16 protein-coding genes and 5 pseudogenes are annotated in these 21,628 nt (G+C 67.4%); 5 read left to right on the plus strand and 16 right to left on the minus strand.

The window, feature by feature from the left end; translation table 11 throughout:
• Positions 1-249: 249 nt before the first annotated feature.
• A complete protein-coding gene (locus tag QFZ76_RS02035) occupies positions 250-1,701 on the minus strand; it encodes an NF041680 family putative transposase (RefSeq protein ID WP_373464247.1) in 1,452 nt (483 codons plus the stop codon).
• 133 nt (positions 1,702-1,834) lie between these two features.
• Positions 1,835-2,290: pseudogene (locus QFZ76_RS02040) on the minus strand (IS5 family transposase); the annotation flags it as partial.
• A gap of 164 nt (positions 2,291-2,454) precedes the next feature.
• Between QFZ76_RS02040 and QFZ76_RS02045 the strand changes: the two are divergent.
• Positions 2,455-3,582, plus strand: coding sequence for an IS30 family transposase (locus QFZ76_RS02045; RefSeq protein WP_373464494.1), 1,128 nt, complete (start codon positions 2,455-2,457; stop codon positions 3,580-3,582).
• 26 nt (positions 3,583-3,608) lie between these two features.
• On the opposite strand, the pseudogene QFZ76_RS02050 reads toward QFZ76_RS02045, so the two are convergent.
• The 3 genes and pseudogenes from QFZ76_RS02050 to QFZ76_RS02055 all read right to left on the minus strand — a co-directional run.
• Positions 3,609-3,953 (minus strand): annotated as a pseudogene (locus tag QFZ76_RS02050) (transposase); the annotation flags it as partial.
• A gap of 590 nt (positions 3,954-4,543) precedes the next feature.
• Positions 4,544-4,723, minus strand: coding sequence for an LPXTG cell wall anchor domain-containing protein (locus QFZ76_RS51615; protein ID WP_373464248.1), 180 nt, complete (start codon positions 4,721-4,723; stop codon positions 4,544-4,546).
• Positions 4,723-7,644, minus strand: coding sequence for an RHS repeat-associated core domain-containing protein (locus QFZ76_RS02055; RefSeq protein WP_307679905.1), 2,922 nt, complete (start codon positions 7,642-7,644; stop codon positions 4,723-4,725). Before QFZ76_RS02055 ends, QFZ76_RS51615 begins: the two co-directional genes overlap by 1 nt.
• A gap of 781 nt (positions 7,645-8,425) precedes the next feature.
• Here QFZ76_RS02055 and QFZ76_RS02060 point away from each other — a divergent pair.
• Positions 8,426-9,990 (plus strand): annotated as a pseudogene (locus QFZ76_RS02060) (ISL3 family transposase).
• Positions 9,991-10,002: 12 nt separating this feature from the next.
• Here QFZ76_RS02060 and QFZ76_RS02065 read toward each other — a convergent pair.
• Positions 10,003-10,455, minus strand: coding sequence for an IS5 family transposase (locus QFZ76_RS02065; protein ID WP_307672054.1), 453 nt, complete (start codon positions 10,453-10,455; stop codon positions 10,003-10,005).
• A 101-nt stretch (positions 10,456-10,556) separates the two neighbouring features.
• Between QFZ76_RS02065 and QFZ76_RS02070 the strand changes: the two genes are divergently transcribed.
• Positions 10,557-12,707, plus strand: coding sequence for an MMPL family transporter (locus QFZ76_RS02070; RefSeq protein WP_307672055.1), 2,151 nt, complete (start codon positions 10,557-10,559; stop codon positions 12,705-12,707).
• 92 nt (positions 12,708-12,799) lie between these two features.
• On the opposite strand, the pseudogene QFZ76_RS51620 reads toward QFZ76_RS02070, so the two are convergent.
• From QFZ76_RS51620 to QFZ76_RS02085, 4 genes and pseudogenes are all read right to left on the minus strand, one after another.
• Positions 12,800-13,021: pseudogene (locus tag QFZ76_RS51620) on the minus strand (ISL3 family transposase); the annotation flags it as partial.
• Between the two features lie 669 nt (positions 13,022-13,690).
• The gene (locus tag QFZ76_RS02075) at positions 13,691-13,975 is read right to left on the minus strand and encodes a hypothetical protein (protein WP_307672056.1); all 285 of its coding nucleotides are present in this window, start codon (positions 13,973-13,975) and stop codon (positions 13,691-13,693) included.
• Positions 13,972-14,199, minus strand: a complete 228-nt coding sequence (locus tag QFZ76_RS02080; RefSeq protein WP_307672057.1) for a hypothetical protein — start codon at positions 14,197-14,199, stop codon at positions 13,972-13,974. Before QFZ76_RS02080 ends, QFZ76_RS02075 begins: the two co-directional genes overlap by 4 nt.
• A 74-nt stretch (positions 14,200-14,273) precedes the next feature.
• Positions 14,274-15,501 (minus strand): annotated as a pseudogene (locus tag QFZ76_RS02085) (RNA-guided endonuclease InsQ/TnpB family protein).
• A gap of 20 nt (positions 15,502-15,521) precedes the next feature.
• On the opposite strand from QFZ76_RS02085, the gene QFZ76_RS02090 reads away from it, so the two are divergent.
• Complete coding sequence (locus QFZ76_RS02090; RefSeq protein ID WP_307672058.1) at positions 15,522-15,671, plus strand: Arc family DNA-binding protein; 150 nt, start codon at positions 15,522-15,524, stop codon at positions 15,669-15,671.
• Between the two features lie 112 nt (positions 15,672-15,783).
• On the opposite strand, the gene QFZ76_RS02095 is transcribed toward QFZ76_RS02090, so the two are convergent.
• From QFZ76_RS02095 to QFZ76_RS02120, 6 genes are all read right to left on the minus strand, one after another.
• Positions 15,784-16,497, minus strand: coding sequence for a GntR family transcriptional regulator (locus QFZ76_RS02095; RefSeq protein WP_307672059.1), 714 nt, complete (start codon positions 16,495-16,497; stop codon positions 15,784-15,786).
• A gap of 97 nt (positions 16,498-16,594) precedes the next feature.
• Complete coding sequence (locus QFZ76_RS02100; protein WP_307672060.1) at positions 16,595-16,990, minus strand: PPOX class F420-dependent oxidoreductase; 396 nt, start codon at positions 16,988-16,990, stop codon at positions 16,595-16,597.
• A gap of 177 nt (positions 16,991-17,167) precedes the next feature.
• On the minus strand, positions 17,168-17,968 hold the full coding sequence (locus tag QFZ76_RS02105) for an amino acid ABC transporter ATP-binding protein (protein WP_307672061.1): 801 nt from the start codon (positions 17,966-17,968) through the stop codon (positions 17,168-17,170).
• Between the two features lie 5 nt (positions 17,969-17,973).
• A complete protein-coding gene (locus QFZ76_RS02110; protein WP_307672062.1) occupies positions 17,974-18,777 on the minus strand; it encodes an amino acid ABC transporter permease in 804 nt (267 codons plus the stop codon).
• Positions 18,778-18,811: 34 nt separating this feature from the next.
• Complete coding sequence (locus QFZ76_RS02115; protein ID WP_307672063.1) at positions 18,812-19,684, minus strand: transporter substrate-binding domain-containing protein; 873 nt, start codon at positions 19,682-19,684, stop codon at positions 18,812-18,814.
• 268 nt (positions 19,685-19,952) lie between these two features.
• Positions 19,953-20,084, minus strand: coding sequence for a hypothetical protein (locus QFZ76_RS02120; protein ID WP_307672064.1), 132 nt, complete (start codon positions 20,082-20,084; stop codon positions 19,953-19,955).
• 263 nt (positions 20,085-20,347) lie between these two features.
• On the opposite strand from QFZ76_RS02120, the gene QFZ76_RS02125 reads away from it, so the two are divergent.
• Complete coding sequence (locus QFZ76_RS02125; RefSeq protein ID WP_307672065.1) at positions 20,348-21,592, plus strand: FAD-binding oxidoreductase; 1,245 nt, start codon at positions 20,348-20,350, stop codon at positions 21,590-21,592.
• Positions 21,593-21,628: the final 36 nt, after the last annotated feature.

The following is a 21,628-nucleotide window of genomic DNA, read 5'->3' on the forward strand; positions in this document are numbered from 1 at the left end:
AGCGCGGCTGCCGCAACCCGTTGTCGGCGGCGTTTCCGAACCGGTGAGCCAGGCAGTCACACTCCCAGGTGACCGAGCTGGACTGCCCGGCCGTCGGCACGGAAGACTGCTGCTCGGTGATTCGACACCAACGAGCTGTTCAGGAGGCCTTGTCCATATGCGTCAAGCGCCCCACGATCACCCAATCGGGACTCCCGTTCGACGCGCATCTCTCAAGATCGGAACGACAACAACCACTTAGCTTGATCATTAACCTCGCTGCTGTTTCAGGCGGACGTATTCGGTGAGGGTTTCGATTCGCTTCACGGTCTTCCCGGGCTCGTGACGTGGGGCTGGCCTGCGGTTCTTCGAGCCGGGTGGGCGTCCGGGGCCGGGCTTGGAGGGTCTGGGCACATCGGCGGGACGGGCGGTCTTCACGCGGAGGTGGCGGAACCCCCGGCGGACCCGGGCAGGGGTGAGCCGACGCGGCTCGGAGGGCCGTTCCCAGGGGCGGCGGAGGTCCTCGGCGAGGGGCCGGGCGAGGCGGAGTTGGGTGTGGACGGCGATGATCAGCCAGGTCCACAGATCGGCCGTGTGCGGATCGCGGACCTTGGGGACGGTCCAGCCCAGGGTCTGCTTGAACAGCCGGAAGGTATGTTCAAGATCGAATCTGCGGAGGAACGCCTGCCAGCGCAGGTCGACGTCTGCTCCGGTCATCCCGGTGCGCGAGGACCACAGCCACACCGGCTTGGGGCCGCGGTCACCGGGCAGGTAATCGACCTTCAGCCGGATCAACGTGCCGTGGATCAAAGGGAGTTCACCGCAGTGATCGAGCCAGGGGCCACGGGCCTGCAATCGGGGGTGCATCCGGTCCCAGGCGAGAGCTTCGGCGGTGCCGTAGCGGGTGGTGTCGCACGTCGTGGCCTGGTCGGGGGTGTGCCAGGACTCCGGCTTGGAGAAGGTGAGGACACCGCCGTGCTTGCGGGGCTGCCCGCCACGCGGGGTGGAGCGCCGCGGTCCGGCATCGCGGAGCATGACCCGGTCCGAACGCAGTCGGCCAACCAGCTCGACGGGCAGGTCGGCCAGGACGTAGGCGAGGCGGGTGACGTCGTAGCCGGTGTCCATGACGACGAGGATGTCCGGGTCGCCCGGCCGCCACTGCCCGGCGTGTACCAGCCGGGTGACCACCTCGCGCAGCTGGGTGGCGGTCACCGCGGTGGCATCGTCACACGGCCCCAGCCGGATCGCGTCCAGCACGGCCGTCCACGACGTGCGCCCCGTCTCCAGGGCGGCGACGAAGGAATAGGGCCAGCCGGGGATGAACTGATCCGCGCTGCGGCCCCGCCCGTAGACGTGGCAGAACAGCAACTCCGGGCTGGTGGGGGCGTCGGGACGCAGCCAGTTGCTCACGTCAACGGCAAGGACGATCCGCCCGTCAGCGGCGCGCGGCAGCGGCGTGGAGGCCAGCAGCCTGCGCAGACGGCGCGGTTCCAGCCAGCCGTGGTTGACCGCGTCGTACATCGCCCCGTGCCCACGCCGGTGCTCGGCCGTGAGCGTCAACTCGACCAGCGACGTCACCGGCCCGTCCGAGCACAGCACCGCGTCGGTCAGCTCGAAGAGCGCATCCGCCCGGGTGTAGAGGCAGTCGTAGAACTGGACACGAAAGTGGGACAGGACGCCCAACGCGGCGTCAGCGGACTGTTCAGCGGCGAGACTCTTCACCAGCGGCCGTTCCTTCACGCGACGTTGCTCGACACCTCGAAGCGTGAAGAACGGCCGTCCTGCTGTCCCGAGAACGAACCAAGATCAGCGGGTCAGGTGAACGGCCGAGGTTAAACACCAAGTAGGGGTCCTTTCACAATGCCGGGTTCTTGCGGGCGAGGGTCATGCAGTGGGCGAGTTGGAGGAAGGCGTCGTGCATGTCGTCTCGGGCTTCCCAGCGGGTCCGTAGGCGGCGGGGGCCGTGGAGCCAGGCGATAGCGGACTCTGCGACCCACCTCACCTTGCCCAGTCCCGAGCCGTGCGGCTGGCCGCGTCGGGCGATCTTCGGGACGATGCCGCGCTCGCGCAGGCGGCGGCGGTAGATGTCGTGGTCGTAGCCGCGGTCGGCGTATAACGTGCGGGGTTTATGGCGGGGTCGGCCCCGCTTGCCCCGCACCGGCGGCAGCCCGTCGATCAAGGGCAGGAGCTGGGTGATGTCGTTGCGGTGGCCGCCGGTCAGCGACACCCGAAGCGGGGTGCCCCGGGCATCGGTCAGGACATGGTGCTTGGAGCCCGGCCGTGCGCGGTCAACCGGGCTCGGGCCGACTTTTGGGCTGCTGCGCCCCCGCTTGGCCTCTTAAGTTCTAGTGGTCGTCGCAACACCCCAGCTCAGGGGATGCGATGGACTTCGAGATTCGTGGGGAACGCCTGGGGCAAGGGCCGAAGAAGCTGTACCGGGAACGGGAGGCATACTTCGAGCTCGTGAACCGGGGCGTGAGCAACACGGAGGCGTGCCGGATCGTCGGAGTGAACCGACGGACCGGGAAACGATGGCGGCATGGCTCCCAGCCGACCGGCCGCAGGAAGTGGGTACCGCCAATCACGGTGGGGCCCACTTCCGGGCCGTCTCGGTACTTGCGAGAGGCAGACCGGATCTACATCGCTGATCGACTGCGGGAGGACGCTTCGATCCGTTCGATCGCCGCCGAGCTCGGCCGCAGCCCCTCCACCGTGAGCCGCGAGATCAGTCGCAACCGGCACCCAGGCAACGGCCAGTACCGCCCGTTCGCAGCCGATGCGCGTGCCCTGGCCCGCCGGCCTCGCCCGAAGCCGGGGAAGATCGGCCAGAAGGTGGAGCTGCGGGACTACATCCAGGAGCGCCTGGGAAGGCGCTGGAGCCCCGAGCAGATAGTCCACCACCTGCGCAAGGACTTCCCCGACCGGCCGGAGATGCACGTGGTCCACGAGACGATCTACCAGGCCCTCTACGTGCAAGGCCGCGGAGAACTTCGCCGTGACCTGGTGAAAGCGCTCCGCACCGGCCGCGCCCGCCGTAAGCCCCGCCGCCAGGCCCAGCAGCGCCAGCCGCGCTACTCGACGCCGATGGTCATGATCAGCGACCGTCCAGCCGAAGCCGTCGACCGTGCGATCCCGGGCCACTGGGAGGGAGACCTGATCATCGGCAAGGACAACGGCTCCGCGATCGGCACCCTGGTCGAACGCAGTACCCGCTACCTGATGCTCGTCCACCTGCCTGAAGGTCGCAGCACGGAACGTGTTCGCGACGCCCTCCTGGACACCGTCAGACACCTGCCACCCCACCTGAAGCGATCCCTGACCTGGGACCAGGGCAGCGAGATGGGCCGTCATCACGAGTTCGCTATGGCGGCCCGGATGCCGGTCTACTTCTGCGACCCCGGCAAGCCCTGGCAGCGCGGCTCTAACGAGAACACCAACGGCTTGCTGCGGCAGTACTTCCCCAAGGCCACCGACCTTGCTGTCCACGGCCGTGAGCGCCTGGACGCCGTGGCTGCCGAGCTGAACAGCCGCCCACGCAAAACGCTCGGCTGGGAGACCCCAGCCGAGCGCCTGCATAAACTGCTCGCCACCACACGTCAGTGATCATGTGTTGCGACGATCCCTAGAATTCGCCCCTGCACGTGGGACGCATCGATCGTGGCGCGGGAGAAGTCGAGGCGGTCCGCCGCCCGCAACCCATCCAGCAGGACCCGCTGGAGTTCCTCCCAGACCCCGGCCGCCTGCCATTCGGCCAGCCGCCGCCAGCATGTGGGCCCCGAACCGAACCCCAACTCCTGCGGCAGGAACTCCCATTGGATGCCGGTGTAGAGGACGAACAGCACACCCTGCAGCGTCTTGCGATCATCGATCCGCTTGCGCCCCGGATACCTGTAACGCCGTTCATGCTTCGGCAACAGCGGCTCGATCACCGCCCACAACTCGTCACTGACCTCCCACGGCTTCCGCCGCGCCATGGACACACCCCACAAAACACGGGATCACATAACCGTGCCACAAAAGGATCATCCCGCAAGGACCCCTAAGATGCCGTGAGCCCGCCACCATCACTTCTTAATTACCGCTTACGAAGACTCCCTGAAGGACCGAATTAAATCTCGAAACTTCGGGAGTGAATGCGGATGGCTACTCGTTTAACGCCTCCGGCCCATGAGTATAACCGTGAGCCCTCCGATTACTGCGCCCACGATGAGCGCTACGACCCAGACTGGTTCCATTTTCTCCTACTTCTCGCACCGGCCCGGCTGACGCCGCGGGGGTTGTAGGCGTACGTGTTGCTTCGTGCCCGCATCGTCGGCGAGGTCGACGATGCGGGAGTCGATCAAGGATCGAGCCGTCGTACTCGTCGTGCGCCAGTCCGAGTCGACGGGTCGGCGCTCATGCTGCTGTGGCAGTACCTCGTCCAGCGACGTATACGGGCCGGCTTCCTCGTGAGGAGACCGGCCCGTAACAGGTTGGCGACCGGCTTAAAGACCAATCGCTGACGGCCCAGGAGGAGGGAGGGAAGACCTCAGCCTTTTAGAGCCGACTGTAGTTTTGGCGCCGCTTATTTGCGATGCCGCCCAAACAGGAGAGTAGTGCCACCAAGTGCTACCGTCGCTATACCCACGACGATCAACACGATGCTCGCTCGTTCTCCAGTCGCCTTTGCGATTCCGAAACCGATTGCCACGAGTGCCAGGATTATTACGACCGCAGCCAGCTGTTTCCTGCGTTCAGGACTCATCAGAAAGCCCTACTGAAGAACTCGTACGAGGCCCCTACGGCACCGATTGTGGTTCCCCCAGCAATGATCGCGGGCGCACATCCGACGATGGTTACGCACGCCGGAGCGGCGGCGACAGTGGCAATGCCAGAGCCCACAGCCACCACGGCAGACCCGACGCCTCCGAGAAACGCACCCACGCTGAACTGACCGCTGGGGTCGATGCGGTTGACAGGGTCGCCTTGGGCATAGAGGTAGGGGTTCTTCTCCTGGCCGGAGGGGTCGGGCTGGTTGAAGCGGCCGATGTTGGGGTCGTAGTACCGGGCCCCGAGGTGGTACATGCCGGTGGGGTCCTGGTGGCCGCCGGCGAACCGGTAGGGCTGGCTGACGCCTGCCTTCTCGGTGGTTCCCGCGCGGGTGACGCCGCGGGGGCTGTAGGCGTACGTGTTGACCTTCGTGCCCGCCTCGTCGGCGAGGCCGACGACCGAGCCGAGGGCGTCGGTGAGGTAGTAGTACGCCTTGCCTCCACGGGTCATGGAGTTGAGCGTGCCCTCAGCTTCGCGAACAAATCCCGTATCGGTACCGGACGTTGTCTCGGCCGCCAGGCCGATCGGGCCGGGGTGGAAGTACGTATCTCCCAGGCGCAGGCGTTCGCTGCTGTCGGTGGAGCCGTACTCGCCCGCGTACGTCTTGCCGGCGACGGTGAGGGAGGTGAGCTGGGAGAAGTCCGACCACTTTTCCGCGGTGCGGGTCTCCTCGGGGGTGGAGGCGCCGGCGGTTTCGTTGCCGGCCTGGTCGTAGGACCAGTTGGTGGTCGAGCCGTTCTTCGACGTGAGCTGGGCCGCGTCGTTGTACGTGTACGTCGTACCGCGGGGGCAGCCGGGGTCGACGCCCTGGGAGGTGAGGTTGCCGTCGGCGTCGTAGCAGTACTGCCAGGAGGAGGTGAGGGTGGTGCCCTTCTCCTCCTTGGTGTAGCCGGAGCGGCCCGCGCTGTCGTAGCTGTAGGTCGTCTTGGTCGCGGCGACCGCGTCGGTGGAGGTGCGGATCTTCGTTCCGTCAGTGTTGGCGGCACCGTAGGCGTAGGTGTAGGCGAGGTTGACCAGGGTGCCCTTGGGCGAGGTGGTCTTGATCGTCTTGGGGCGCCCGGACTCGTCCGGGGTCACCGTCTGGACCGTGTTGCCGGGGTAGGTGGTCGTGGTGCGCACGTCGTTGTTGTTGTACGCGTAGCCGGTGCTGCGCCCGGCGGGGTCCTTCAGGGTTTTGAGGTTGTTCGCCGCGTCCCAGGTGTAGTCGACGGTGCCCTGGGGGTCGGTGTAGGTGTCGACGTTCCCGGCCGGGGTGTAGGCCAGCACCGTTTGCGAGCCATCCTGCAGGGTGCGGACCGTCTCACGGGACAGCGGGTCGAAATCGTACTTGATCGTCCCGATGTCGTCGGTGCGCTGCTTGATGTTGCCGTCGCCGTCGTAGGAGTAGGTAACGGTCGTGTTCGTGGTGGAGACTTCCCTGACCCGGTCGCGGTTGTCGTAGGTGTACACACTCATAATGCCGCGGCCGTCGACCGCTGTCTCCGGGCGCCCCAGGGCGTCGTAGGTGTAGACCGTCTTGCCCAGGGCGGCCGGCGGGGTGACCGTGTCGAGGTTGCCCTTGGTGTTGTAGTGGAACGAGGTCACCTTGCCGCGGCCGTCGGTGACTTTGCAACGCTGGCCCTCAAAACCACCACAGGTGGGGGTGCTCGTGTTGTAGTCGAACTTCTGCGTTCCCCCCTGCGCGCCGGAGACCACGACGGCTTTGATATTGCCGGCCGTGTCGTAGGTGTTGGTCGTCTTGTCACCGTCGGGGGTGGTGAGAGTTCCCGGGAGGTCGGTGCCCGCGACCGTCTGGTAGCTCGTGGCCGCGTTCGCCCCGGTGGGCAGGGCGGCGGAGATGTTGTTGTTCCGCGCGTCCCACCCGTACGTCGTGACGTTCGCACCCGTCCCGCCGACGCCCATGGCGTCCTGGGCGGTCTGAACATTGCTGTTCGCGTCGTAGGACCGCTTGCGGGAGTGGTTCAGCGGGTCGGTGACCTGCGAGACACGCCCCTTGCTGTCGTGCTCGTACTTCGTGGCATGCGTCTCGGGGTCGGTCACCGTCGTCGTGCCCGCGGCCTTCGGGTCGTCGGCCGAGTACGCGTAGCGGTACGTCGGACCGGTGAGCCCGGAACCGTTGAACTGCGTCGCCCGCAGCATCGAGGTGACCCGGTTCGCACTGTCGTACGTGAAGACCGTGACCCGGCCCTCCGGGGTCGTGACCTTCGTGAGACGGCGGGACGAGTCGTACTCGAAGAGCGTCGCCTTGCCCCCGGTGTCCGTCGTCTTGGCCAGGTCACCGGCGGGATTCAGGTCGAAGACCGCCGTGCGACCGGTGTGGTCCGTCGCCTGCCACTGCGAGGCGTTCGTCTTCAGCAGATCCACCGAACGACCCGAGCGGGACTCGGTCAGCTTGAAGCCCCTGTGCTCTGCGCCGTCATCGTGCTGCTCGACGGTGATCGTGCCCTTGTTACGGTCGGTGACCTTCGTCAGCGTCCCCGACGCGCTGTAGGTGTCCTTCACTCCGGACTTGCGATCGGTCAGGGTGAGGGTGTTGTCGGTGTTCTTCTTCAGGTCCTTGGAGTACCCGGCGGGCGTCGTGTACGTCCCGTCCGAGTTCTTCGTGAACGACATCGAGTTACCCGTGGCGCCGTAGAGCACCACGTCGGTGTCGCTGATCTGCGCGTAGCGCTCGTAGGTCTGCCACCAGCGCTGGGAGACCTTCCCCCACGGAGCGTCCAGGCTGTTGTAGGTGCGGGCCAGCTGGAGCTTCTGCCCCACGCCTGCCACATCGAAGTCCGTGGCGGCAAGCATCAGGTTGCCCGTGGAGTAGTCGATGCGGGCGACGAGGGAGTCACTGATGCGGAAGTCCGACATCTGATGCCACGGCACATCACCCTGCCCCTCAGGCACATAAGCGTCCAAAGCCTGCGCACCGGCCGCGACACCGGCCGAACGTGCCCCACCGGACGTGGTCGTGGCGCGCTTCTTCTGCGCATCCCGCCACTCAGCCCGCTCCGCGCTCAGTTTCGCCTCAGCGACCGGCGACACCGGCTTGGTCTCACCGACCTTCACCTCCGGCACCTTCGCGTCCGGGGCGCCCTTGCCCCACACGGACACCGGCTTCGGATCAGCGGACGGCGCACCGGCGGGCTGCGCCAGGGCCGGGAGAGCGGACGAGCCGAGCGCGAGCACGACCAAGGCGGCGGTCAGGGTGTGTTTGACGCGGTTGCGGGCGCGCCGAGATGGCACACCGGAAGCATTTGGAACCATGCGGATCCCCCCAGGGAAACGAAAACCCGGCAACCGCTTCGGTCACCGGGGATCCACAAGTTGTCACAGGTCCCACACAAGAAGCGCCAAGTGGCTGCACTTTGCATGGATACTCGCGAGAACAAGCCAGAACTTACGTCACCCTTCGTGCAGGTAACGCTTACTTCACGACACCACAGGCCCGCTGAGACGGGTGTTCGAATCGAAAGAAGCTTGGCCGAAGATAGCTGGTCTGGTGGCCCCCGTCGGCCGCCAGGTTCTGCAGTTGCACCTTTCCCGCGGATCCCGGACGGGTGTCCACGAGGCGTCCGGGTGTGTCAACTTAACGGCCCTGTCTCGCATTCGGTGGTGACGGAGAGTCGTGAGGTTCGTTGCCCTTCATGTGATGGATGTCAACGAGCTTGTGCAGACGGTGTTTTCGGGTCTGTCCCCGCTGGTCATGGAGGATGTGGCCGACGAGGGTGAGCGGATCGTGGTGCGGGCCCGGACGCCGCTGGACACCGCGGTTTGCCCGGTGTGCGGGGCCTCGTCGGGACGGGTGCACGGATATCACTGGCGGACGGTGGCCGACGTTCCGGTCGACGGGCGACGGGTGGTGGTCCGTGTGCGGGTGCGGCGTCTGGTGTGCCCCACGCGAGGCTGCCGCCACACCTTCCGCGAACAGGTGCCCGGGGTGCTGGAGCGATACCAGCGACGCACCGCTCGTCTGACCAGGCAGGTCAAGGCCGTGGTCAAAGAGTTAGCGGGCCGGGCGGGATCACGTTTGCTGGCGATACTCGCGGTGGGCCTGTCCCGTCACACGGCCCTGCGCACCCTGCTGCGCATCCCGTTGCCCACCGGGCGGGTGCCCCGCGTGATCGGCGTCGACGATTTCGCCCTGCGCCGGCGGCACCGCTATGCCACCGTGGTGATCGACGCCGAGACCCATGAGCGGATCGACGTGCTGCCCGACCGCACGGCCGACACGCTGGAAGCGTGGCTGCGCGGGCATCCGGGCATCCGGGCATCGGGGCATCGGGGCATCGGGGCATCGAGATCGTGTGCCGCGACGGCTCAGCCACCTACGCCGAGGCCATCCGCCGCGCCCTGCCCGACGCGGTGCAAGTCGGTGATCGCTGGCATTTATGGAAGAACCTGTGCGAAGCCGCCCTGAGCGAGGTGAAGGCACACAGTGCCTGCTGGGCCACCGTACTGAACGCGCCGATCTACGACGGGCCCCGCGCTCAGACCACCCTCGAACGCTGGCATCAGGTTCATGGCCTGCTCGAGAAGGGCGTGGGCCTGCTCGAATGCGCCCGCCGTCTGCAACTGGCCCTGAACACCGTCAAACGCTACGCCCGAGCCGACCGGCCCGAGCGCATGCTCCGCGTCCCCAAGTACCGTGCCAGCCTGGTCGATCCCTACCGTGAGCACCTGCGCAAACGCCGAAGTGAAGACCCCGGCGTCCCCGTCCAGCACCTCTTCGAAGAGATCAAGGCCCTCGGCTTCACGGGCTGCCTGAACCTTCTGCACAAGTACATCAACCAAGGCCGCGCGGACGCCGACCGCAGACACATCTCGCCACGCCGGCTCGCCCGGATGCTGCTGACCCGACCCGACAACCTCAAGCCCGAGCAGCACGAACTCCTGGCCAAGCTCACCGCCGCCTGCCCCGAGATGACCCAACTGGCCGCAGGTATCAGAGACTTCGCCCCGCTCCTTACGCCACACACCGACAACGCCGACGCGCTCACGCACTGGATCGCCCAAGTCCGAACAGCCGACCTGCCCCACCTACACGCCTTCACCCGGGGCCTGGACCGGGACATCCAAGCCGTGATCGCCGGGCTCACGCTTCCGTACAGCAACGGCCCCACCGAGGGCGTCAACACCAAGACCAAACGGATCGCGCGCCAGATGCACGGACGAGCAGGCTTCACCCTGCTCCGGCACCGCATCCTCCTCGGATAACAGCACGCTCCGTCACCACCGAATGTGAGACAGGGCCGTTAGTTGTACACACCCGCCGAGGGCGTGATCGTCCGGTTCGTCCGGCCGGTGGCCCCCCTTATCTGTTGAGGGGCCGGTCGCGGCGGCGTGCTGGTGGGCGCGGACGATGGTGGAGTCGATCTGCACCAGCCAGTCGATGTCGCCGGCCTCGTCGGCCTGGGCCTGGATCTGCGGCAGGGCTCTGGTGAACACGCCGTCCAGGGCGTAGCGGCGGTAGCGGGTGTAGACGGTCTGCCACGGGCCGTAGCGTTCCGGCAGGTCACGCCAGGAGACCCCGGTGCGGATCTTGTAGACCATGCCGTTGATGACCTGCTGGTCCGCGATGCGCGGTCGCCCCGTCGCAGCCCGAGGTATCAGCGGAGCGAGTAACTGCCACTCATGGTCGGTGAGTTCATGGCGGCGTATCACCCCACCATGATCCACCATCTGATGATCTTTGAAGACGGACTCTAACAGTCGTCTCAGGTTCGCTCGGTAAGAAGTAGGCGTCCAGATAAGCGATGCAACCCGTATGTAGGAGGCTAGTGATGGCAGTCAACGCAGCGCCGTCCGGGGAAGCGCCGGCCGGTCGGTTGGCAGGCCGGTGGGTGCCATGGTTAGTGATTGGCTTGTGGCTGGTGCTGGCGGCGGGCATGATGCCGCTGAGCGGAAAGTTGAGCTCGGTCACCACCGACAGCGTCGTAGACACCCTGCCGGCCAGTGCCGAGTCCACCAAGGTGGCGGTGCTGGAGGACAGTCTCCCCGGCGGTGACGACAACACGTTCGTCTTCGTGTACCACCGCGCCGGCGGCATGACCGACGCCGACCGCGCGACGGTCGAGCGCCACTACAACACCCTTGCCAAGCGGTACCCGCCGAAGGCGACGGCGGCGGCCGGCGAGGACGACGAGGGCTCACCGACGAGCCCCTCCACCGACCGCAAGGCGATGATGTTCACCCTCGAGGTGAGCACGGCCTACGGCGCACCGGAGGACATCGTCGGCCCGTTACGTGACGCCGCGAAGGACCGCCCCTCCGGCCTGGAACTCGACGTGACCGGCCCGGGCGCGATCGACGGCGACATGGATGCCGTCTTCGACGGCATCGACGTGCAGGTCCTCCTCACCACCATCATCGTCGTCACGCTCCTGCTCATCCTCACCTACCGCAGCCCGGTGTTGTGGATCATCCCGCTGGTGGCCGTTGGCGCGGCCGCACTGACCTCGATGGGGACCGTCTACCTGCTCGTCAAGGGCTTCGGCATCGTGGTCAACGACCAGAACTCGGCGCTGCTGACGATCCTGGTATTCGGCGTCGGCACGGACTACGCGCTGTTGCTCATCGCTCGATATCGGGAGGCACTGCACCACCATGAGAACGTCCGGGTCGCGATGGTCCACGCGCTACGCGGCGCGGCGCCGGCCATCGTGGCGTCCGCGGCCACCGTGGTCGCCGCCCTGCTCTGCCTGCTCGTCGCGGACCTGAACAGCACCAGCGGGTTGGGCCCGATCGGTGCGGCCGGCATCCTGTGCGCGCTGGTGGCCATGCTGACGCTGTTCCCGGCGGTGCTCGTGGTGCTCGGCAGGCGGATCTTCTGGCCGGCCATCCCGCGGTTCAGCACGGCCGTGGAGGAGAAGCCGGGGCTGTGGGGACGGCTCGGCACCGCCATCAGCCGCCGCCGGTGGGTGGCGACGCTCGGCTCGCTCGGAGTCCTCGGCGTGCTCGCCCTCGGGCTGGCGGGCAACACCGGCGCCCTGCGGGAGCAGGACCAGTTCCTGTCCGCGCCGGAGTCGGTCACCGGCTTCACCGTTCTCCGCCAGCACTTCCCGGAGCTCGGCGGCCAGCCGATGACGATCTTCACGCGGCCGGCGCACCAGGAGCGGGTGCTCGACATCGTCAAGGACACTCGCGGTGTGGCCCTGGCCATCCCGGAGCAGACCAGCGGTGGCTGGGCCAACATCTCCGTGTTCCCGAAGGACGCGCCGGACACCGTCGCAGAGTACGACACGATCAAGCGGGTGCGCACCGCCGTGCACGCGGTGAGCGGGGCGGAGGCGATCGTCGGCGGGCCGAGTGCGGAGAACCTCGACACCGAGGTGACCACCAAGCGCGACGAGAAGCTGGTGATCCCGCTGGTGCTAGCCGTCGTCCTGATCGTCCTCGGGCTGCTGCTGCGCGCGATCCTGGCCCCGCTGGTCCTGATGGCCACCGTGATCGTCTCATTCGCCGCAGCCTTCGGCGGCAGCGTGTTCGTCTTCGACACGATCCTCGGGTTCAAGGGGATCGACTATTCGGTGCCGCTGCTGGCATTCCTGTTCCTGGTGGCGCTCGGCGTCGACTACAACATCTTCCTGGCCAGCCGGGCCCGGGAGGAGACCGTACGCCTCGGCACCAGAGAGGGCATGCTCAAAGCCCTCTCGGCCACCGGTGGCGTCATCACCTCGGCAGGCCTGGTCCTGGCGGCCACGTTCGCGGTCCTCGCCACACTTCCGCTGGTGATGCTGATCGAGGTCGGGTTCCTGGTCGCCTTCGGCGTGCTGCTCGATGCCCTGCTGGTGCGGTCGGTCCTGGTGCCCGCCCTCACCCTGCTGATCGGCCGGCGGATCTGGTGGCCGAGCCGGCTGTCCCGTCCAGCGACGGAGCTGCCGGACGGTCAACAGTCGCTCGCCGACGACGAGGAGCCCGCGCTGCAACGGTGAGCGCGGCGGCACGGACGAGATCCGGGACGGGGGCCCAGGCCCGTCCCGGATTTTGGTTCTGTCGACGATCTTGTGATCCGGGCGGGTTGGACTCATCGCGCGAGCAGGACGCGTTTGCGAAGGAGATCGAGGCTGGCCCGGCCGAACATCTGCCGTTTCAGCATCAGTCGGTTGATGTTGCCTTCGACGGCGCCGGAACTGTGGGGAAGGGACGGTCCGTTGCGGACGGTGTCGAAGTCGCGGCGGAGGTTGTGGGCGAAGTCCGCGAGTGGGGCGAGGGAGTCTCGTTCGGCCTCGGCGATCCAGTTCCTCGAGGCGGTCGCCGTGGCGTGCGGTCATCATGACGACGAATTTCCTGACGTGAAGAGTAAGCCGGTCCAGTTCGGGATCGCGTTCATGCAGCCGATGAAGCTTGCCGGTATCCCCGTCCCGCAGGTGTTCGGGATGAGTCATGGTCCATGAGGTGACCTCGCGGACCGACGGAGGCTTCGGCCCGGGATCGGGTGCGTGTCCGCGCCCGGTGCGGTACTGCCGCAGATGACGCTGGACGGCCAACTCGCCTCCGGAGTAGCCCTGTTCCTGAATCTCGCGGTAGAGCTGGCTGACGTTCCTGACGCCATCGTTCCAGCGCCGGTGCAGGTAGCCGACATACGGGTCGACGACGTGCGCCCGCTGCAGGCTTCTGGTGACGCGTCGTCCACGGAGGGGGCCTTGACCAGTTTGCGGACGATGGCCTGGTGCAGTCCGAGTTTCCGGCCGGTCCCCGCCTTCGACATTCCCTGCCGCCACAACTCGTGGGCGGCAGCATGTCGCTCACGGAGCCGAGTCACGATCTTCAGTTCCGTCGGCAGCTGGACTACCTGCGGTTCGTCGGGGGTGTCTGCGGGTTGTAAAGGCGGTTCGGCCAGACGGGAGCGATGACCGTTCACTGTCTTTTCGACCGCCTGGCCGAGATTGGCCCACAGATGATAGCGATCAGCGACCTACTCGGCCTGCGGCGCTCCGATGCGTGCGCCTTCCGCGTAACCGCTGGAGCGGACCCTGCAGATCACCTTCACCTCGGGGTGGTCGCGCAGCCATGCGGCGAGGTCTTCGCCCTCGCGCCCCTCATAGAGACGCAGTGGGCGGTGGGTTGCCATGTCGACCGTGCCGTAGTGACGGCCCTTGCGGAAAGGGAAATCGTCGACGCCGAGGACTTCCACCTCGCCGACCTCCGGTTCGGGCAGGTCTCTGACCAGCCGCAGCAGCGTGTCCCTGCCCACGGTCATGTCGGCCGGGCAGAAGCCAGGCGGGCTCCTGCCCGGCCGGCCAGGGCCAGCCCGATCCGCGTCAGCACCCCGCGCAATAGCGGGGTCGGCCGACTGTGCGGGGTCGTCAGTCCCACGATCTGTTCCGCGAACGTCACCGCCGTGCAGGCAGTGTTCTCGCGGCGGAACCGGCGTATGCGTAACTCGATCACCACGCCCAGCCCGCCCACGGCGACGTCACGCAACTTGCGTACGTACCGGCCGTGCACCCGAGCGGAGCTTTGAATCCTCCCCCTCGTGAACGAGGGGGATTCCTGGCTCAGGCCGCCTCCTGGAGCAGCGCTCCGGGAGGTCTTACGCCCTCGACACCAGCCGGGTTGAGACCAGCCCGGACGAGCATCACCGCGGGCGGAGTTCTTGTCTCTCGGCGAGACGGCTCCGCACGCGGTGCAGGTGTAGGTACGTTCCGACAGCGGCAGTGCGTGCTTGGCTCTCGCTCCGCAATGCGCGCAGTCCATGGTGGTGTGTGCGGGGTGCACGAGCCGGACATCCCGCCCGTGCTTACGGCCCATCTCGGTCAGAGCCTTCTTGGTGGCGCCGATCGCGGCGTCGGCCGCCTTGCGGGCCATCGAGGACTTGGCGAGGAACTTCGGGCGGAAATCCTCCACCGCGATCGCGTCATGGTCGCGGACAACCTTCTTGGCCCACTTGCGGCCGGCGTCCTGCCGCTGCCGGGCGATCTTCGCGTAGGTCTTTGCGCGCAGCTTCTTGGCCGCGCGATAGCCCTTCGAGCCGGGCTGCCCCTTGGCGGGTTTGCGGCGGGCCATCATCCGGTCGTACCGCGACAGCTTCGCCTGGGCTTTCCTGCCGTGCTCGGCGTGCGGGAAGTCGTGGGCGTCCGAAGTGGTGGTGGCGGTCTCCTTCACGCCCCAGTCGACACCGATCACCTCGCCCGTCCCGGGCAACGGCTGGATTTCGGCCGGGACGACGAACGAGGCGTACCAGTGGCCGACACTGTCCCGGTACACCCGCACCGAGGAGGGATCGGCGGGCAGGTCCCGCGACCACACGACCGTCAGCACGATGTTGCCCGCCAGGTGCAGGAGGCCGTCCTTCAGCCGGAAGCCCCGCTTGGTGTAGTTCAGGCTCGGGTCGGCCCCGTGCTTCTTCTTCCATCTGGGCATCCCGGCCCGCTGCCGCTGGGGCAGACGATCCCGAATGTCCTTCTGTGCCTTCGCACGGGACTTGCCGAAATCGCGGATGATCTGCTGCTGCGGAACCGACGAGCCCTCTCGCAGCCACGGAGTGCGGGTGCGGGCCTCGGTCAGCATTTTGTCGAGCTGCGCGGGACCGCACGTCCGCTTGTCCTCGCCCTTCGGGCCGGTGCCGGTTCCAGGCATGCCCGGCCTTGGACTTGGCGACGCACTCGTTCCACACCCACCGGCACCGGCTCCACTCGGCTTCCAGGGCGGTGCGGGCGGTGGACGACACGCGAGTCGGTAGGTCCACCGGGCGTGCCCGGCCTCCCCCGCTTCACGTGATGTCATGATGCGGCTACCGTAGCATCATGATTCGTTTCGCGTTGCGCATCCCCGAAGACCTCCATGCCCGACTGACCGCGCAAGCCGCTGCGGACCGGCGGTCAATCAACTCCGAGATTCTGCACCTCATCGAGGTCGCCCTCAGCACTATTGAGGTGGACGACGAATCGCCCTGACGGCGATTCGTCTACTCCTGCCCCGCTACGCGGGAAGCCGGATACCTCCCCGGCCTGAAGGCCGGGGCATCCTCCGGTTGCCAGGTGACAAGGAACCGGGCCCGGTTCCTTGTCAGGCATCAGGGTCGCGGGCGTACTTCTTCCGTTCGGCGAGTATCTCGATGAGTTCGCCGGCGCTCGCCATGGTGTGGCGTTCCACCTCGGCATCGATGGTGGCCGGGTCGCCGTCGAGGATCGCCTTGATGAGCCGCTCATGGACGTGCAGGGCGCGGTCGGGATCCGAACGGGCGCTCTCGTCGACCGTGATGGCGATGTTGATCTGGGCTTCCACGGTGGGCCACAGGCGTTCGAGCATGGTGTTCCCGGAGGCGGTCCAAACGGTCCAGTGGAGGTTGACGTGGGCCTGGTGGAGGCGGTCCGGGTCCTGGACGGCGTGGGCCGCCTGGTACTCCTCCCAGCTACGGCGGAGCTTCTCCTTCCGGGAGCCGTCGGGATCGTCGGCCAGGGCCCGGGCGGCCAGTTTTTCCAGGGCGACCCGGACCGCGGCCACGTCGGTGATGAACTTCTCGTCGATGTCGGTGACGACGACTCCGCGGTAGGGCTGCTGTTCGAGGAGTCCTTCGTGGGTCAGCTGGTAGACGGCCTCACGCAGGGTGGGACGGCTGACCCCCATCTGCTGGGCGATCTGGACCTCCCGAAGCCGTTGCCCCGGTCCCAGCTCTCCGGCCAGGATGGCCCGCCGCAACTCGTTCACCACGGCGTCGCGGCGGGTCTGGTTGTTGACCGGCCGGGGCCCGGTGGTGGCTTGGGGGGCGTGGTCACTCATGGGTCCTCCGCAGATTGTCAGACCACATAGTAGCCACCGCCATGACATCCTTGCGGCCCGGAAGCCGGGAGAGTGGGCCGGCGGCTTCGCGGGTCGATCAGGCGCCGTACTCGGTCACGCGCTCGGCGCTGATGGTGACGACCACTCTTGGCGTCGTCGCGGCCTCCTGCCAGGGCTTGCCCTCGTACTTGTGGGAGAGTTCGTCGATCAGCTCCGGCCCGCCGTCCCGGGTGATGGTGACCGGTCCGCGGACGACGGCGTAGACGTAGGGATTGTCGCGGTCGGTGATCAGGATGCCGGCGCGGGGGTCGCGCAGCAGGTTGAGGTGTTTCACGCGGCCCTCGACGGTGGAGAAGGCGATCCCGTCTCCGTCGTCTGTGGCCTTCACCCAGACTATGGACTGCTGGGGCAGGCCGTCCCTGCCGATCGTGGCGAGCGTCGCGAAGTTGGGCTCGGAGGCCAGTTTCCGTGCCAGCTCGGTGAGTTGGGGCATGTCGGTCACCTTTTCGGTAGGAGACGAGCTTTCAGGGAGGGGGCGGTGGCAGGCCCCCCACGCGGGGAGGAGTGTGGGGGGCCTGCCACCGTACGCGGCCCCGCCCGGACCGGCGCAGCGGAGGCCGGCCCTGTGCGGTGGGCGGGGTCGCCGTTCCGGGTCGGCCGCCGGGGCCGTTCAGAAGCGGACGGCGTCGATGAATGCCTGAAGCCCTGGTGTCTGCGGATCGTTGAAGGCCCGGTCCGGTGGCACGTCCTCCTTGATCAGTCCGTCCTCGAAGAAGCAGATACGGTCAGCGGCTTTGGACGCGAAGGCCATGTCGTGGGTGACGATGCCGCAGGCGATGCCCTCTTCCTCCTTCAGCTTGGTGAGTACGCCCAGCACCTCGGCCGCCACCGGCGGGTCGAGCGCGGAGGTGATCTCGTCGCACAGCAGTAGACGGGGCCGCATCATCAACGCCCGTGCGATGGCCACCCGTTGGCGCTCGCCACCGGACAGCTGGGTGCAGCGGCTGCGCAGGTGGTGTGCCATGCCCACCTCGGTCAGGGCCTGCTCGGCCCGCTCCAGCAGCTGGGCCTTGGACTCGCCGAGGGCGAGGCGAGGCGCGATGGTGAGGTTGTCGAGGACGTTCATGTGGGGCCACAGGGTGTAGCTCTGGAAGATCATTCCGATCTGGCCACGGAGGTCCTTCCACGCGTCCTGGTACTCGCCGTCGCGTACGACGGCCTGGCCGGCGAGGTCGATGTCCCCGGCATCCGGCTCCTCAAGACCGGCGATCACCCGCAGCAGGGTGCTCTTGCCGGAACCGCTCTTGCCGATGAGGACGGCGATCTCGCCGCTGCCGATCCGGAAGTCGGCCTCCTTGAGGACGGGGCGGCCGTGGAAGGACTTGCTCACCCCGCGAGTGCGCAGAAACGCGCCGTCGAACCCCGTGTCGGTGTCCGGTGTCTTGTCGAGGGTCGGGTTGGTCTCTGTCATCGTGATCAGACACCTTCCGGCTTGGGTACGGACTTCAGGGCGGGGTTGGCCAGGGCGGGTGGCCGCTGTCCGGGGCGCAGCCGTGCGAGCGTGCTACGCAGCCCCGGCGTGGGCGGCTGGGCACCACGCGAGCCGCTGGTGAGCAGGCGCCGCTCGATGTAGCTGGTGAGCAGGGTCGCGGGGAACGCGATCGCGAAGTAGATGACGGCGACCATGGTGAAGATCTCCATGGGCCGGTAGGTCTGGCTGGCGAGGATGTTGCCCTGGAAGGTCAGGTCCGCCAGGCCCAGCGCGGAGACCAGAGAGGTGTCCTTGAACATGCTCACGTTCAGGGACAGGATCGTGGGGATCTGCTGGCGGAAGGCCTGCGGCACGATGACGTACCGCAGGATCTGCACCCGGTTCAGGCGCAGCATATGCGCCGCCTCGATCTGCTCGACGGGCACCGACTGCATGCCGGCGCGGTAGGTCTCCGACATGAACGCGGTCAGGTGCGCGGTGAGCGCGACGATGATCGAGAGCTTGCCGGGCAGGTTGATACCGAGGAGTGCCGGAAGGGCGTAGAACACCCAGATCAGCTGGATCAGCAGCGGCGTACAGCGGAACACCTCGATGTACAGCTGCGCCGGCCAGCGGATGACTTCGATCTTCGACATGCGGGCCACGGCGAGGGGGAAACCGAGGACGGCGCTCGCGACGATCACGATCGTCGAGATCTCCAGAGTCAGCCACAGCCCGTCCAGCAGGGTGGGCAGCGAGGGACCGATGACGCTCAGGTCGAATGAGTAGGCGAGGTTCACGGAATTCATCGCGGACTACCTCCGAGAGGACGGCGAGACCGGGTCAGGACTTGATCTCGAGGTCGCCGAGGGCGTCCACGTCGCGGTAGCCGGCTTCGGCGAAGGCGCGGCCGATCTCGCCGCTGGCCACCGAGTTGTCGACGGCGACGTTGAGGATGTCCATGGAGCGGGTGTCGATGCCGGCGGGGACGCCGTAGGCCACGTGGTGGACGAAGATCGCCGGGTCGGGGACGACGATGCCGAGGGACTTGTCCTTGGTGGCCATGTCGACGGCGGTGCCCAGGTCGGTGAAGACGGCGATGGCCTTGCCCGCCTTCACCCCGGCGGCCGCGTTCTGGTAGGTGTCCACGCGCAGTTCGTTGGCCTTGGCCTGCTGGAGGGCCGCGTCCAGCGCGGAGCCCTGCGTGGTGGCGATGGGCTTGTTCGCGTCGAGGACCTGCTTGCTGGTGCTGTAGTCGCTGTCACGCTCCACCAGGAGCACGCCCGGGTAGGACCACGAGCCGTGGGTGAAGCCGATCGCCAGGCTGCGCTCGACGGTCTGGTCGAGGTCGGCGGCGACGTCGTACTTGTCCGCCTGGAGTCCGGCGACGATGTTCTGCCAGGTGGTCGCCACCGTCTTGATCTTCACGCCGATGCCGTCCGCGAAGTTCTCCAGCGGAATCAGGTCGGGTCCGGTGCAGGTGCCGTCCGTCTTGACGACGATGGTGGGCGGGGCGTCGGCGCAGCCGACCCGCAGTACGCCCGCCTTCTTGATCTTGTTGACCCAGGCGGACTTGCTGGTGTCGGCGGAGGCGGCCACGGTCTGCGTCGAGCCGCCGTCCGAGCCGGCCTTCCCGCCGAAGTATCCGGCCAGCCAGGCCAGGATGAGAACTCCGGCCACGTAGAAGGTGTACCTGCTCTGCTTGGTGAGGGCCATGGCTGGTGCTCCAGTGCTAGAGGCTGAGTGGTGCAGGGCGCGGCAGGGGGATTCGGTCGGTCCGGGGCGCGCGGCGTTGCGATCGACAGTGGGTGAGCGGACTGCTCAGGTGACAAGGAAGGCGCCGCTGCAGGCGATGCCCCTTGAGGCGGAGCAGTCCCTTGGGAAGGTGCGCCGTAGATTGTCAGACAAGCAGCGAGATGTTGGAAGGTTAGGAACGCGACTCCGCCGCGTCAATAGCCGAAATCGTGATGTCCCGATGCGGCGATCAGTCGGCACCGCAACCCGTGACAGCGACCGCCCACGGCGCGAACAGGGCCTTGACCTGGCCGTAAAGGGCGATCCCGAGGCCTCCACCGGCGTCGGGCGTCGCGGTGTCCAGCTCGTACGAACGGGCCACGAAATGGGTGTGCGACCGCGCGGGGCCGGTCGATTCATTCACCTCCGGGCATTGACCGCACCGGGCGGCCCGGTCTAGCGTCAGCCGAGCCGCCGATTGTTTGACAATCTGCGATCCCGAAAAGACCCATGAGGTTCAGCCGCGCCTTGAACGTGGTGGACGCGCATGCCGAGGGCGAGTCCGGCAAGGTCGTCGTCGGTGGGGTCGGCCCGGCCCGCTGGTGAGAGGCGCCGCAGGCGCCCTGTGAGGAGGTATACGACTTCATGCGGACCATCGTTGTGGGAGGCGGCGCCGTCGGTCTGGCCGCCGCCTACCGGCTGGCCAAAAGCGGCTGCGAGGTGACCGTTCTCGACGCCCGGCGCGCGGGCTCCGCCGCCTCGCACGGCAACGCGGCCAAGATCGCCCTGGCGGAGAGCGGCCCGGTGCCGGCGCCGGGCGTGATCCTGCAGTCCCTGAAGTGGATGCTGAAGCCGGACAGCCCGCTCTACGTCAAGCCCTCGCTCAACCCCGCCTTCGTGAAGTTCATGCTGACCATGGCACGGCACTGCACCGCGCGGGACTTCCGCCAGGGCCTGGAGACGACCCTGCGCCTCGCCGAGGGCACCATGGACCTCCTCGACGACTGGACCCGGGACGGCATCGCCTTCGAGATGCACAAGGCGGGCGTCCTGCTGGCCTTCGAGACGAAGGAACGCTACGAGGAGCAGCTCGCCTCCCTCGACATCTTCGAGAGCTTCGGCATGATCGCCGAACACCTGCACGGAGACGCCGTACAGGCCAGGGAACCGGTGCTCAACAGCCGCATCAAGCACGGCCTGTTCTTCCCGGACGACCGCCAGGTCGAGCCCGACTCCCTCACCCGGGGCCTGCTCAAGCGGTGCAGCGAACTCGGCGTCGAGATCCACGAAAACACCCCCGTACGCCGCTTCCTGCGCCAGGGCGACACCGTCACCGGCGTGCTCACCGACAAGGGCGAGTACACGGGCGACACCCTGCTGCTGGCCGGCGGCGTGTGGACCGCCCGGATGGCCGCCCAGCTCGGCGTCCCCCTGCCGATCCGGCCGGGCAAGGGCTACAGCGTCGACTACTCGCCCTCCCCGGTGCCGCTGCGCACGCCCCTCACGCTGGAGGACGCCCGTGTCGCGGTGACCCCGCTGAACGGCTACCTGCGGCTGGCGGGCACCATGGAGTTCGGCGGCCTGGAGGAGAGCATCAACCCCAGGCGCATCGCCGCGATCAAGCAGGCGGCCGCCGACTCCCTCACCGGCTGGGACAACCCGCCGGGGGAAGCGAGTCCATGGGCCGGGCTGCGCCCGATGACCCCGGACGGCCTGCCGATCATCGGCCGCCTCGATCCCCTGCCCAACGTCTATGTCGCCTCGGGCCACGGCATGCTCGGGCTCACCCTCGCGCCGGCCACCGCCGAGATCATCACCGAGGCCATCACCACGCGCCGCCTTCCGTCCGTCGCCGAGGCGGTCTCGCCGCGCCGCTTCACCCGCCGGTGAATCGCACAGGCCTCCCACTGCCGACCCTTTTCCCTC

Origin of the sequence: Streptomyces sp. V4I2, from assembly GCF_030817655.1 — a bacterium.
In the GTDB taxonomy this organism is placed as follows: domain Bacteria; phylum Actinomycetota; class Actinomycetes; order Streptomycetales; family Streptomycetaceae; genus Streptomyces; species Streptomyces plumbiresistens.

Excerpts from the sequence above, each read along its gene's own strand:
- QFZ76_RS51615 (WP_373464248.1), bottom strand. The coding sequence starts at position 4,723 with ATGAGTCCTGAACGCAGGAAACAGCTGGCTGCGGTCGTAATAATCCTG.
- QFZ76_RS02055 (WP_307679905.1), bottom strand. The coding sequence starts at position 7,644 with ATGTCGGACTTCCGCATCAGTGACTCCCTCGTCGCCCGCATCGACTAC.
- QFZ76_RS02065 (WP_307672054.1), bottom strand. The coding sequence starts at position 10,455 with ATGGTGGATCATGGTGGGGTGATACGCCGCCATGAACTCACCGACCAT.
- QFZ76_RS02070 (WP_307672055.1), top strand. The coding sequence starts at position 10,557 with ATGGCAGTCAACGCAGCGCCGTCCGGGGAAGCGCCGGCCGGTCGGTTG.
- QFZ76_RS02075 (WP_307672056.1), bottom strand. The coding sequence starts at position 13,975 with ATGACCGTGGGCAGGGACACGCTGCTGCGGCTGGTCAGAGACCTGCCC.
- QFZ76_RS02090 (WP_307672058.1), top strand. The coding sequence starts at position 15,522 with ATGATTCGTTTCGCGTTGCGCATCCCCGAAGACCTCCATGCCCGACTG.
- QFZ76_RS02095 (WP_307672059.1), bottom strand. The coding sequence starts at position 16,497 with ATGAGTGACCACGCCCCCCAAGCCACCACCGGGCCCCGGCCGGTCAAC.
- QFZ76_RS02100 (WP_307672060.1), bottom strand. The coding sequence starts at position 16,990 with ATGCCCCAACTCACCGAGCTGGCACGGAAACTGGCCTCCGAGCCCAAC.
- QFZ76_RS02105 (WP_307672061.1), bottom strand. The coding sequence starts at position 17,968 with ATGACAGAGACCAACCCGACCCTCGACAAGACACCGGACACCGACACG.
- QFZ76_RS02110 (WP_307672062.1), bottom strand. The coding sequence starts at position 18,777 with ATGAATTCCGTGAACCTCGCCTACTCATTCGACCTGAGCGTCATCGGT.
- QFZ76_RS02115 (WP_307672063.1), bottom strand. The coding sequence starts at position 19,684 with ATGGCCCTCACCAAGCAGAGCAGGTACACCTTCTACGTGGCCGGAGTT.
- QFZ76_RS02125 (WP_307672065.1), top strand. The coding sequence starts at position 20,348 with ATGCGGACCATCGTTGTGGGAGGCGGCGCCGTCGGTCTGGCCGCCGCC.